The organism is Streptomyces sp. NPDC026673, from assembly GCF_040638135.1.
Taxonomy (GTDB): Bacteria; Actinomycetota; Actinomycetes; order Streptomycetales; family Streptomycetaceae; genus Actinacidiphila.
Genome location: NZ_JBEZXR010000005.1, coordinates 138,134 through 151,245, shown reverse-complemented (window position 1 = coordinate 151,245; position 13,112 = coordinate 138,134). Strand labels below are relative to the sequence as shown.

Genomic DNA, 13,112 nt, shown 5'->3' with positions numbered 1-13,112 from the left:
GACAGTGGAGAAGTCACGCACCCGCCCCAAGCAAGGACGTACTGCCGATTACGTACGTCGCTTTTCAGTCAGTTGACGGTCAGTATGCCCGCCCGACGATCGCGACGGTACCCGGCGCGTCGTCCGCTTCCGGAACCCCGCCGTCCTCGGTGACCAGGCAGCGCACCGACACGCTCTGCTCGGCCAGCTTGGCCTCGCCCTCCGGGCCGAGGTCCGCCCAGGGGATGCGGGCCCAGCCGGTGGCCGCGGCCTCGGCGGCCTCGGTGATCGTCTTGACGTCCACGGTGCGGGACTCGCGGCGCTCGCGGGACTGGCGCAGCAGCGTGGCCTGGTCCTCCTCCAGCACCTTGGGGACCAGCGCGCCCAGTTCGTCGATCGCCACCGGCTCCTTGCCGCCCGGGATACGGCGGGCGAGCATCGCGGTGCCGTTCTCCAGGTCGCGCGGGCCGACCTCGACGCGCACGGGAACGCCCTTGAGCTCCCAGTCCACGGCGCGGCGGCCGAAGGGGGTGTCGGTGCGGACGTCGACCTGGACGCGGACGCCCGCCGCCTTGAGCCGCTCGCCGATCTCGCGGACCTTGGCGACGACCGCGTCGTCGCCCTTGATCGCCAGGATCACGGCCTGCACGGGCGCCAGCCGCGGCGGCACGCGCAGTCCGTTGTCGTCGCCGTGGGACATGATCAGGCCGCCGACCATGCGGGTCGACACGCCCCAGGAGGTCTGCCAGACCAGCTCCTGCTGCCCTTCCTTCGACAGGTAGGAGGTGTTGAAGGCCTTGGCGAAGTTGGTGCCGAGCTCGTGGCTGGTGCCCAGCTGGAGCGCCTTGCCGTCGCCCATCATGCCCTCGAGGGTGAGGGTGTTGATGGCGCCGGCGAAGCGCTCGCGGGCGGTCTTGCGGCCGAGGACCACGTCGATGCCGAGGACGTCGATCATGAAGTCGCCGTACACGTCGCGGTGGATCATCGCGGCGTAGTCACGGGCGTCCTCGTAGGTGGCGTGCGCGGTGTGGCCCTCCTGCCACAGGAACTCACTCGTACGGAGGAACAGCCGGGAGCGCATCTCCCAACGGACCACGTTCGCCCACTGGTTGATCAGCAGCGGCAGGTCGCGGTAGCTCTGCACCCACTTGGAGAAGTACTCGTTGATGATCGTCTCGGAGGTCGGCCGGACGACGACCGGCTCCTCCAGCTCCTTGCCGCCGCCGTGGGTGACCACCGCCAGCTCCGGCGCGAAGCCCTCGACGTGCTCGGCCTCGCGGGTCAGGTAGGACTGCGGGATGAAGAGCGGGAAGTACGCGTTCTGGGCGCCCGCCTCCTTGATCCGCGCGTCCATCTCCTGCTGCATCCGCTCCCACAGCGAGTACCCGTACGGTCGGATGACCATGGTGCCGCGCACCGGGCCGTTGTCGGCCAGCTCGGCCTTGTTGATCAGGTCCTGGTACCAGCGCGGGAAGTCGTCCGCCTGGGGCGTGAGTACGGGAGCCTTTGCCATGCCGCAGATGGTACGGGGACAGCGGCACCGGGCGTGAATCGGCGGGGTCGGGAATCGGCCCAATCCCCACCTTCAAACCTCTGGACTACGGCCCGGAAGGGGAGTTGGCTGGCTCCCGGGGGCATGCACGGCGTGACGACGCCCGTGCGCGGCGTAACCGGGGGGCGTACGAGGAAGGCTTTCGGCGAGACGGCGACGCGGCTGATTGGGGCGCTCGATGACACCTACGCTCGCACGGCACCCACGAACACACCGGACCGACGGCAGGGCGCGTGACTGGGCGGAGATCCAGGAGCGGATGCTCGTACCGCTCTACGAGGCGGTGCACGAGCGGTTGGAGGTCGGCCCGCGCACCCGGTTGCTCGGCATCGGGTGCGGCTCGGGACTCGCGCTGCTCATGGCCTCGGCCCGGGGCGCGGCGGTCACGGGGTGCGATCCGGACGAACGGCGCCTCGAACTGGCCCGGCAGCGGCTGCTGCCCGAGCCGCAGTGGGGCGTGCCCGCGCGGCCGCACGGGCGCACCCGCCTGGTGCCGGGCGGCCCGGAGCGCGTGTCCGGGCCGGACGCGGCACCGTTCACGATGATCACCGCCCTCGATCCGGGGACGGCCCCGGCCGCGCTCGTCCCGGCGCTCCGGGCCGCTGCGGGCCTGGCGGAGCGGGGCAGCCCGGTCGTACTGGCCGGCTGGGGACCGCCCGAGCGGTGCGCGACCGAGCGCGTTCTGCGGGTCGCGGCCCGGTTGGCCGAGCCGCGCGGCGCGGCCGCCCCGGTCCGGCTCAGCGGCCGTGACGACCTGGAGGAGCTGGCGCGCGGGGCGGGGCTGCGTCCCGACGGCTCGGGACGGGTGTCCTGCCCGTTCGGCTATCCCGACATGGACAGCGCCGTGCGCGGCCTGGTGTCGACCGGGCTCTTCGACGCCGCCGTGGACGCCACGGACGAGGACCAGGTCCGCAAGGAGCTGCGGGAGGCGCTGCACGCGTACCGGCGGGCCGACGGCACGGTCCGGATGGAGAACGTCTTCCGGTACCTCGTGGCCCGGGTGTAGCCGGAACGTTCCCGCGCACCGCCGCGGCGGCTACTCGGCCGCCTTGGCGAGCCGCGGGATGCCCGCGGCCTCGTAGGCCTCGTCCTCCTCCAGTGTCTCGGCCTCCAGCAGCCGCTCCGCCAGGGCGTCCAGCTGCTCGCGGTGCCGGCTCAGCAGCCGGCAGGCGGTCCCGTAGCACTCGTCGACGATCCTGCGCATCTCGGCGTCGATCACGTCGAGGGTGGCCGGGGCGGCGGACAGCCCGTAGGGCTGCTGGGAGTCGGACGGGATCGCGGAGAGCGGGCCGACCTTCTCGCTCATGCCCCAGCGGCCGACCATCCCGCGGACGACGTTGGTGACCTGCTCCAGGTCGTTCTCGGCGCCCGTGGTGATCACCCCGAAGACGACGTGCTCGGCGGCCATGCCGCCGAGTGCGCCGATGATCCGGCCGCGCAGGTACTCCTCGGTGTACGCGTAGCGGTCGGAGTCGGGGGTGGAGAGCGTGACGCCCAGGGCCCGGCCGCGCGGAACGATGGTGATCTTGCGTACGGGGTCGGCGCCGGGGTGCAGCATGCCGAGCAGGGCGTGCCCGGACTCGTGGTAGGCGGTGCGGCGGCGCTCCTCGGCGGGTATGACCAGCGGCCGCGCGGCGCCGAGCTGCACCTTCTCCAAGGCGTCGGAGAGCTCGCGCTGCCCCACCGCGGACTTGTCGCGCTTGACGGCGAGCAGGGCGGCCTCGTTGGCGAGGTTGGCGAGCTCCGCACCCGTCATCCCGGGCGTGGCGCGCGCGACCGCGGTCAGGTCGATGCCGCCCTCCAGGGGGACCTGGCGCAGGTGGATGCGGAGGATCTCCTCCCGGCCCGTACGGTCGGGCGGGCTGACGTGCACGACGCGGTCGAAGCGGCCTGGACGGGTGAGGGCGGGGTCGAGGACGTCGGGACGGTTGGTGGCGGCGATGACGACGACGCCCTCGGAGCCGGAGAAGCCGTCCATCTCGGTGAGGATCTGGTTGAGGGTCTGCTCGCGCTCGTCGTGGCCGCCGAGGCCTCCCGCGGCGCCGCGGGCACGGCCGATGGTGTCGATCTCGTCGATGAAGATGATCGCCGGGGCGACCTTGCGGGCCTCGGCGAACAGCTCGCGCACCCGGCCGGCGCCGACGCCGACGATCATCTCGATGAACTCCGACGCCGAGGCGGAGAAGAAGGGCACGTCGGCCTCGCCCGCGACCGCCCGGGCGAGCAGGGTCTTGCCGGTGCCCGGCGGTCCGGCGAGCAGCACGCCGCGCGGCATCCGCGCCCCGAGGGCGCGGTAGGCCTGCGGGCGCTTGAGGAAGTCGACCACCTCTCCCAGTTCGGCCTCGACCTCGTCGATGCCGGCGACGTCCTCGAAGGTGGTGCGCCGGCCCTCCTCCGGGACGACCGGCCGCGGCGGGGCCCTGCGGCCGAGGCCGCCCAGGCCGCCGAGTCCGCCGCCGGCCAGCTTGCTCATCCGGCGGGAGACGTAGATCCAGAGCAGGACCAGCAGCAGGACCGGCGCGAGCGAGAGCAGCAGGTTGTAGAGCAGGCCGCGCTGCTGGACCACGGGCTCGGCGGTGACGGTCACCTTGTTCTTCGTCAGCGTCGCCCACAGGTCGTCGTCGGCGAAGACCGGCCGCTGGGTCTTGAACTGCATGTACGTGCCCTCGTCGGCCCCGGGCACGTCCTGCTTCTTCTTGAGCTGCCCCTCGATGGAGTCGCCCTTGGAGTAGATCTTCGAGATGTTGTCCGCGGCGAGCTGCCGGTTGAACTCGGTGTACGAGATCGTGGTCGGCCGGGACCCGGTGAACAGCGAGAGCACCAGGTCGGTGATGAGGAAGACGACGAGCGCCGCCAGGATCATGCCGCCCCAGCCGCCCATACGGCGCCGTCGCCGGGTGGGCGGCGAGGGTGGCGCGCCCTCCGTCCGCCATGGGTCGTCCGGGTTCTGCCGGGGCGGTACGGAATTGCCCATATCCCGACGATAAGGACAGCTCCGCGGTGTCGCCCCTCAGGGCCGCGCGGACCCGCCCGGCAGACGCCGGGGCTGCTACGCCCCGGGCCACTCCTCCGCGGTGAGCGCGAAGCGCTCGTGGTCGCGCCAGGCGTCGTTCAGGTAGAGCATCCGGGGCGAGAAGCCCTCGTGGCGGAAGCCGAGGCGCTTGGCCATGGCGACGGACCTCTCGTTCTCCGGCTGCACGTTGATCTCCAGCCGGTGCAGGCCCAGCCCCCCCGGTTCCGGGGCGAAGCAGCGGTCGACGACGAGCCGCATGCCCTCGCTCATCCGCCCGGTGCCGACGAAGGGCACATAGCTGTCGTAGCCCAGGCTGGCGTTGCGGAAGCGTCCCATCACGATGTTGGCCACGTTGCACTTGCCCACGATCCCGCCGCTCTCCTCGTCGAGGACCAGGAAGGTGCGCAGCCCGGGGCCCTGGCGGCGCAGCAGTTCGGGCAGCCCCTCGGGTTCGACCGGATTCCACGCCCCCACGTGCTCGGCGGAGCGGAGCACCGCCTCGCGGTTGGCGGGGGCGTCGGCGGGCTCCGGCGGGCGGATGTGTACGCGCATGGGTCCATCATGCACGTGCGGCGGCGACGCCCCCGTCGCAAGGGGGCGCCGCCGCCGCACGGACGGGGACGGAACTCAGCCCATGAACTTCTTGAACTCGTCGGGCAGTTCGAAGTCCTGGCCGCCCTGGGCGGGCGGCATGCCGAAGGCGCCGCCGCCCTGCTGCTCGCGACGGGCGGCGTCGGCCCGCTCCTGCTCGGCGCGCTTGAGCGGGTTGCCGCTCTGCCGCTTGCCCTTGGCCTTCTTCTGCTGCTTCTTCTGGCGGGCGCCGCCGCCCATCCCCGGCATGCCGGGGATCCCCGGGATCCCGCCCTGGGCCATCCGCGACATCATCTTGCGGGCCTCGAAGAACCGCTCGACCAGGCTCTTGACGGCGCTGACGTCCACACCGGAACCGCGGGCGATGCGGGCGCGACGGGAGCCGTTGATGATCGTGGGGTCCTGGCGCTCGCCCGGCGTCATCGACTTGATGATCGCGGCGGTGCGGTCGACGTCGCGCTCGTCGAGGTTGTTGATCTGGTCCTTGATCTGGCCCATGCCCGGGAGCATGCCGAGCAGCTTGGAGATCGAGCCCATCTTGCGGACCTGCTCCATCTGCTGGAGGAAGTCGTCGAGGGTGAACTCCTTGGGACCCTTGGCCAGCTTCTCGGCCATCTTCTGGGCCTCGGCCTGGCTGAAGGTCTGCTCCGCCTTCTCGATCAGGCTGAGGACGTCACCCATGCCGAGGATGCGCGAGGCCATCCGGTCGGGGTGGAAGGCGTCGAACTCGTCCAGCTTCTCGCCGTTGGAGGCGAACATGATCTGGCGGCCGGTGACGTGCGCGATGGACAGCGCGGCACCGCCGCGGGCGTCGCCGTCGAGCTTGGAGAGGACCACGCCGTCGAAGCCGACGCCGTCACGGAAGGCCTCGGCGGTGTTGACCGCGTCCTGGCCGATCATGGCGTCGACGACGAAGAGGATCTCGTCGGGCTGCACGGCGTCGCGGATGTCCGCGGCCTGCTGCATCATCTCGGCGTCGATGCCGAGGCGGCCGGCGGTGTCGACGATGACGACGTCGTACTGCTTGGTCCGGGCGTGCTCGATGGAGTCCTTGGCGACCTGCACCGGGTCGCCCACGCCGTTGCCGGGCTCGGGTGCGAAGGCCGCGACGCCGGCCCGCTCCGCGACGACCTGGAGCTGGTTCACGGCGTTGGGGCGCTGGAGGTCGGCGGCGACCAGCAGCGGGGCGTGGCCCTGGCCCTTCAGCCAGAGACCGAGCTTGCCGGCCAGGGTCGTCTTACCGGCACCCTGCAGACCGGCGAGCATGATGACGGTCGGCGGCTGCTTGGCGAACCGCAGCCTGCGGGTCTCGCCGCCGAGGATGCCGATCAGCTCGTCGTTGACGATCTTGACGACCTGCTGGGCGGGGTTGAGCGCCTGGGAGACCTCGGCCCCGGTCGCCCGCTCCTTGACCTGCTTGATGAAGGCACGGACCACCGGCAGCGCGACGTCCGCCTCCAGCAGCGCGATGCGGATCTCGCGCGCGGTGGCGTCGATGTCCGCCTCGGAGAGGCGGCCCTTGCCCCGGAGGTTCTTGAATGTCGCTGCGAGGCGGTCGGAAAGGGTGTCGAACACGTCGGTCGCGGATCCTCAGGTCGGGGGCGGGTGATAGGTCGTCCTCAAGGGTATCCGCCCGGCCCGGGAAAGGTCTCCACCGTGTCAGCGCAGTGCCCGCTCGACCTCGTCGGCGACCTCGGCCGCGCGTACGTCCGGGAGCGGATCGCCCGTGGTGTCGGTGACGTAGAACGCGTCCACCGCGTTGGCGCCGAGCGTGCTGATCCGGGCGGACCTGACGTTCACGCCGGTGGACTCCAGGGCCCGGCCGATGCGGTGCAGCAGGCCCGGGGCGTCGTGGGCGCGGACCTCGATGACGGTGGCGGCGCTGGAACTGCCGCGGGCGACCGTGACCCGCGGCGGCGGGGGCGTCACACCGCGGCGGCGGGGGTAGGCCGACTCGCGCTCCGCCAGCCGCGCCTCGATGTCCAGGGAGCCCGCGAAGGCCCGGGCGAAGTCGTTGCGCAGCCGTGCCGCCTCGGGCAGCGAGCCGTACTCGGCGGCCACCCGCCAGCGCAGAAGCGTGACCGGCCCATCGCCGATGGGGTCGACGGCGCGCAGGTCGGCGGCGCGGACGGTGAGCCGGTGCAGGGCGAGCACCCCCGCCGCCGCGGCGAGCAGCCCCGGGCGGTCGGGGACGGCGAGCAGCAGTTCGACGCCGACGGGCTCGGGCTCGCCGTCCGCGGCCCGGGGGGCGGCACCGTCCGGATCCGGTTCGGCGTGCGCGTGCAGCGCGATGACCGGACCACGGGTGCGGGCCGCCTCGACCGCCAGCCGCTCCTCCTCGGCGGTGGGCTCGGGGGCGGCGGGCTCCGGCACCGCCCCGCTCGCCAGGACGGCCGAGACCCGCTTGACGAGGTCGCCGACGAGCGAGGCACGCCAGGCGCTCCAGGCCGCGGGCCCGGTGGCGAGGGCGTCGGCCTCGGTGAGCGCGTGCAGCAGCTCCAGGGTCTCGGCGTCGCGGACGGTCTCGGCGACGCTCTGCACGGTGGCGGGGTCGTCCAGGTCGCGCCGGGTCGCGGTCTCGATCAGCAGCAGATGGTGGCGGACGAGCAGGGCCAGCGTCTCGACGTCGGCGCGGCCGAAGCCGAAGCGGGCCGCGACGTCCCGGGCGATGATCTCGCCCGCCTCGGAGTGGTCGCCGGGCCAGCCCTTGCCGATGTCGTGCAGCAGGGCGCCGATGAGCAGCAGGTCGGGGCGGCCGACCCGGCGGGTCAGCCGCGAGGCGCGCACCGCGCACTCGATGAGGTGGCGGTCGACGGTCCAGATGTGCACGGCGTTGCGCTGCGGGCGGCAGCGCACCCGCTCCCAGTCCGGGATCAGCCGCGTGATCATGCCTTCGGCCTCCAGGGCCTCCCACACCTGCACGGTGGACTCCCCCGCGCCGAGCAGGGTGACGAGCTGCTCCCGTGCCTCCGCGGGCCACGGCACCGGCAGCGGCCGGGTGGCCTGGGCCACGCTGAGCCGGCGGACCGCGTGCAGCGACAGCGGCAGGCCGTTCTCGGCGGCGGCCGCGGCGGCGCGCAGCGGCAGCACGGGGTCGCGCTCGGGCTTGACCGTACGGGCGAGGACGGCTTCGCCCTCGTGCTCGACGACGCCCTCGGCGAGCGGGGTGCGCTCGAGCGGTCCGCCGCTCTGCTCCGGGCGGGACCGGCCCAGCAGCCCGCGCCGACGGGGCCGCATCTGGCGGGAGCGCAGGACCCGGCCGACCTCGCGCCAGGTGACGTCGAAGGCGTAGCCGACGGTCCGGGCCGCCTCGTACACCTGGCGCAGCAGCGCGTCGGCGTCCAGCAGGCCGAGTGCGGCGGCGACCTGGTCCTGCTCCTGCAGGGCCAGCCGGTCGGTGGCACGGCCGGTCACCAGGTGGAGGGCGTCCCGGGCGTCGAGCAGACGGGTACGCGCGTCCTCCAGGCCCTCGCGGGGCGCGTCGGCGAGCCAGGAGGCGGCGACGGCGCGCAGGGCGGTGGCGTCGCGCAGACCGCCGCGGGCCTCCTTGAGGTCGGGCTCCAGGAGGTACGACAGCTCGCCGTGGCGTTCGGCGCGCTCCTGACACAGCTCGTGGAGGGCCGGGAGCCGCTTGGGGGCCTGGTTGCGCCAGTCGGCGAGGACGGCGGTGCGCAGTGAGGCGGTGAGGGCGGCGTCCCCGGCGAGGTGGCGGGCGTCGAGGAGGCCGAGCTGGACCTTGAGGTCCTCGGCGGCGGTCTTGCGGGCCTCGGCGGGGGTGCGGACGGAGTGGTCGAGGGCGACGCCCAGGTCCCAGACCGGGTACCAGACCCCGTCGGCCAGGGTGGCAACGGAGCCGGACCTGCCGGAGCCGTCGTGGAGCAGCAGCAGGTCGAGGTCGCTGCGCGGGGAGAGCTCGCCCCGGCCGTAACCGCCGACGGCGACCAGCGACCAGCCCTGCGCCCCGGCCCGGTCGGCGGCGGAGCGGGCGAGGTCGGCGAGCCAGGCGTCGGTCAGGGCGGCCAGTGCCTTACGGCGCGGCGGCCCGGACGGGCCCTCGCCGTTCAGGAGGGCCAGCCGGGCCGCCGCATAGCCTGCAGGGGCGTTTCCGTCGTTGGCTTTCGCGTCGACGCTCTCCGTCACACTGTCTCCAGTCGCAGGCCGTGCGGTGAAACTGCTCGGGATCGGTGGTGCGAAAGGGCGCGGCCGGAGTTCCGGCCGCGCCCCCGCGTCCTCAGAGTGCGTCCGGGCCGCGCTCCCCGGTCCGGACCCGGACCGCGGTCTCGACCGGGATGCTCCAGACCTTGCCGTCACCGATCTTGCCGGTGCGGGCCGCCTTGACGATCACGTCGATCAGCTGCTCGGCGTCGCCGTCCTCGACGAGCACCTCGATGCGGATCTTGGGCACCAGGTCCACGGTGTACTCGGCACCGCGGTAGACCTCGGTGTGGCCCCGCTGGCGGCCGTAGCCGCTGGCCTCGGTGACCGTCAGACCCTGGACGCCGAAGGCCTGCAGGGCCTCCTTGATCTCGTCCAGCCGGTGCGGCTTCACGACCGCGGTGATGAGCTTCACGCGTCCACCTTCTTCGACGGGGCGTCGGTCACCTGGGTGCCGGTGCCACTGCTGCTGTCCGGGGAGGAGAGGGCGGCGCGGACCGCGCCGGCCACGCCTGCGAAGTCGTAGCCGGTCTCCGCGTGCTCGGCCTGGTCGATGCCCGCGACCTCGGTGTCCTCACTGACGGTGAATCCGATCACCAGGTCGATGAGCTTGGCAAGGATCGCCGAGGCGACCAGCGAGTAGGCGAGGACCACGCCGACACCCAGGAACTGCTTCCACAGCTGGTCGAAGCCGCCGCCGTAGAAGACGCCCTTGGCGGTCTGGCCGACCCCGCCGGTGGCGAAGAAGCCGATGAGCAGGGAGCCGATGATGCCACCGACCATGTGGACGCCGACCACGTCGAGGGAGTCGTCGTAGCCGAACTTGTACTTCAGTCCGACCGCGGCGGCGCAGGCCACACCGGCGATGACACCGACCGCGATGGCGCCGAGCGGGCTCACCGAGCCACAGGCCGGGGTGATGGCGACCAGACCGGCGACCGCGCCGGACGCGGCGCCCAGGGTGGTGAAGGAGCCGTGCTTGATCTTCTCGTAGGCGAGCCAGCCGAGCATCGCGGAGGCGGTGGCGACCTGGGTGTTGGTGAAGGCCACGGCCGCGACGCCGTCGGAGGCGAGCCAGGAGCCGGCGTTGAAGCCGAACCAGCCGAACCACAGGAGACCGGCGCCGAGCATGACCAGCGGCAGGTTGTGCGGCCGGAACGGGTCCTTCTTGAAGCCCACGCGCTTGCGGATGACGAGGATCACACCGAGCGCCGCGGCACCGGCGTTGATGTGCACCGCCGTACCACCGGCGAAGTCGATCACGCCGCGGGTGAAGAGGAAGCCGTCGGACGCCCAGACCATGTGGGCGACCGGGAAGTAGACGACCGTGGCCCACAGCGCGACGAAGAGCGACCAGGCGGTGAACTTCACCCGGTCCGCCAGCGCACCGCTGATCAGGGCGGGGGTGATGATCGCGAACATCAGCTGGAAGACGGCGAAGACGTAGACCGGGATGGTGTAGCCGTCCCACAGCTGGGCGATCCCGATGTTGCGCATGCCGGCCCACTCGAAGCCGCCGAAGAAGGCGTTCCCGGAGTCGAACGCGACGCTGAAGCCGTAGAGCGTCCACAGCACCGTGACGATGCCGATGGCGATGAAGCTCATCATCAGCATGTTCAGCACGCTCTTGACCCGGACCATGCCGCCGTAGAAGAAGGCCAGACCGGGGGTCATCACGAGCACCAGTGCCGCGCTCAGCAGCATGAACGCCGTGCTACCGCTGTCGAGCGTGGGCGTGTCTGCGGCAAGCGTCAAAAAGCCTGCTGCCATCGGCGTCTCCTCGTCATCCGAACGGCCCGTGCGGGATGCGGGCTCAGTGGGCCGGTTTTCGCCATGAGGTTGTCCCAGCCGGGTTTCCGTCGACGCCATGGGGTGTTTCGGCACCGTGACGAAGAAGTCGTCCGTGTTACGTCGCGATGAACCGCCGCCCCAGCGGGCGCCGCCATGACGACGCCGTCACGACTCCGTGACCCCTCGGGCGGGCCGACGAGCTGTATACGTGCCGCGCGCGCCGGGGTGTACAAACCTCGCCACGCCGTCGATCCGGATGTGTCCGGTGAACGAGGACCGGCCGCGGCGGGCACCCGATTGACCTGGCATGGGGGAGCCGAGTCGGGCTGTCGGGGTGGCCGGCCGCGGCCGGGGTGCGGGGTGGGCCGCCGGGTCAGGCGCTCTCGGCGGCCTCGGAGAGGTCGGACACCAGGCGCTCGGTGAGCTGGGCGACCTCGGCGACATCGCCGTAGTCGCGCAGCGCGCTGTCGGCGGTCTTGCGGATGCGGGTGTTGACCCGCTCGGAGCGGACGTGCTTGGCGACGTCGATGGCCTGGACGGTGAGTCCGGCGGCCTCCTCCGGGTTCCGCTGGAGCAGGTGCACGGTGGCCATGCCGATCAGGTTGAGGGCATAGGCGCGCTGGTGGACGCTGTCCTGGGCGAAGAGGTCGACGGCCCGCTGCATCACCGGGTGGGCCAGCGAGGCGTAGGTGGGGCTGCGGCCCGCCACATACGCCAGGTCGCGGTAGGAGTGGGCGTTCTCGGCGTTGAGCTCGGCCTCGTTGAAGAAGCTGATCCAGTCCGGGTCCTCGGCGGGGCGGGAGTCGCTGTAGGCGTCCTCGGCCATGCGTACGGCGCGGTGGCACTTGCTGACCTGGCCCATGTTGGCGTAGGCGCGGGCCTCCATCGCGTACAGCATCGCCTGGGTGGTGGCGGTCGCCCCGTCCCGGCTGCCGTACTGCGCCAGGTGGATGAGTTCCAGTGCGTCGTCGGGCCGGTCCAGATGGATCATCTGCCGGCTCATGCTGGAGAGGATGAAGGCGCCCAGCGGGCGGTCGTCGGCCTCCTTGGCCGCGTGCAGGGCGAGGACCAGGTACTTCTGGGCGGTGGGGTGCAGACCGACGTCGTACGACATCCAGCCGGCGAGCGCCGCCAGCTCGGCCGTGACGCGGTAGAGCCGCTTGGCCACGGGTTGCGGATGCGTTTCCTGGAGCAGGTCGGTCACCTCGTGCAGCTGGCCCACCACGGCCTTGCGGCGCAGGCCGCCGCCGCACTGGTTGTCCCACTGCCGGAACATCACCGTGGTGGCCTCCAGCAGCTCCAGCTCGGGCTCGGAGAGCCGGACCCTGCCCCCGGACTCGCGGGGCGGGGGGATGTCGGCGGAGGCGGGGGTGGGCACGAGCCAGCGCTGCATCGGCTCGACGAGGGCGGGGCCGGCGGAGAGCGCCAGGGAGGCGCCGAGGAAGCCCCGGCGGCCGAGCATCAGGTCGCTGCGGGAGAACTCGTTGATCAGCTGGACCGTCTGCGGGCCCGCCCACGGCAGGTCCACGCCGGTGCTGGCGGGCGGCTGGAGCGCCGGCCGCAGGCCGAGGTCCTCGACCGGGACGACGGTGCCGAAGCGTTCGGAGAACAGCTCGGACAGGATGCGCGGAATGGGTTCGCGCGGCTGCTCGCCGTCGAGCCAGCGGCGCACCCGGGAGGTGTCCGTGCTGACGTGCAGTGCGCCCATCTGGCGTGCTCTGCGGTTCACCTGACGGGCCAGTTCGCCCTTGGACCAGCCGCTGCGCACGAACCATGAGGTCAACTGCGCGTTGGGCTGCTTGTCCTGTGTGCCGCCCACCGTGATGCCCCCATTCCGTCGCCCAACACCTTTGGGGATGAGGGCCGTTGCCTGCCTGGCCCCCAAGTGCCTCAGTGTCCTACGAGTCTTGCCTCCGGCATACCCGCCGGCCCGCACACTTCCGGGGCTTGCAAACCGAAAGTAATCCTACGATCACCCATCCGGCGATGCCTCCAGCGAAAACGCCACCATTCGCCACCCCTTCGAATGAA

At 72.2% G+C, this 13,112-nt stretch carries 9 protein-coding genes; 1 reads left to right on the top strand and 8 read right to left on the bottom strand.

Features of this window, described 5'->3' with window-relative positions; all coding sequences use genetic code 11:
* Positions 1-79: 79 nt before the first annotated feature.
* On the bottom strand, positions 80-1,492 hold the full coding sequence (gene proS, locus AB0F62_RS06250; RefSeq protein WP_361792719.1) for a proline--tRNA ligase: 1,413 nt from the start codon (positions 1,490-1,492) through the stop codon (positions 80-82).
* A 217-nt stretch (positions 1,493-1,709) separates the two neighbouring features.
* Here proS and AB0F62_RS06245 point away from each other — a divergent pair, with 217 nt between their 5' ends.
* Positions 1,710-2,537 (top strand): methyltransferase domain-containing protein, encoded by an 828-nt coding sequence (locus tag AB0F62_RS06245; protein ID WP_361792718.1) that lies wholly within the window; start codon positions 1,710-1,712, stop codon positions 2,535-2,537.
* A gap of 30 nt (positions 2,538-2,567) precedes the next feature.
* Here the strand turns inward: AB0F62_RS06245 and ftsH are convergent, their stop codons facing one another.
* From ftsH to AB0F62_RS06210, 7 genes are all read right to left on the bottom strand, one after another.
* Positions 2,568-4,505 carry an ATP-dependent zinc metalloprotease FtsH gene (ftsH, locus tag AB0F62_RS06240; protein ID WP_361792716.1) on the bottom strand — a complete coding sequence of 646 codons (1,938 nt, stop codon included), beginning with the start codon at positions 4,503-4,505 and terminating at the stop codon, positions 2,568-2,570.
* Between the two features lie 75 nt (positions 4,506-4,580).
* Positions 4,581-5,096 carry a GNAT family protein gene (locus AB0F62_RS06235; protein ID WP_361792714.1) on the bottom strand — a complete coding sequence of 172 codons (516 nt, stop codon included), beginning with the start codon at positions 5,094-5,096 and terminating at the stop codon, positions 4,581-4,583.
* Positions 5,097-5,171: 75 nt separating this feature from the next.
* A complete protein-coding gene (gene ffh / locus AB0F62_RS06230) occupies positions 5,172-6,710 on the bottom strand; it encodes a signal recognition particle protein (protein WP_361792712.1) in 1,539 nt (512 codons plus the stop codon).
* An 84-nt stretch (positions 6,711-6,794) separates the two neighbouring features.
* Entirely contained in the window at positions 6,795-9,275 is a 2,481-nt protein-coding gene (locus tag AB0F62_RS06225) for a [protein-PII] uridylyltransferase (RefSeq protein ID WP_361792710.1), read from the bottom strand.
* Positions 9,276-9,366: 91 nt separating this feature from the next.
* Positions 9,367-9,705 carry a P-II family nitrogen regulator gene (locus AB0F62_RS06220; protein ID WP_361792708.1) on the bottom strand — a complete coding sequence of 113 codons (339 nt, stop codon included), beginning with the start codon at positions 9,703-9,705 and terminating at the stop codon, positions 9,367-9,369.
* Positions 9,702-11,060 carry an ammonium transporter gene (locus AB0F62_RS06215; RefSeq protein ID WP_361792706.1) on the bottom strand — a complete coding sequence of 453 codons (1,359 nt, stop codon included), beginning with the start codon at positions 11,058-11,060 and terminating at the stop codon, positions 9,702-9,704. Before AB0F62_RS06215 ends, AB0F62_RS06220 begins: the two co-directional genes overlap by 4 nt.
* Positions 11,061-11,454: 394 nt before the next feature.
* Entirely contained in the window at positions 11,455-12,900 is a 1,446-nt protein-coding gene (locus AB0F62_RS06210) for a hypothetical protein (RefSeq protein WP_361792704.1), read from the bottom strand.
* Positions 12,901-13,112 lie beyond the last annotated feature (212 nt).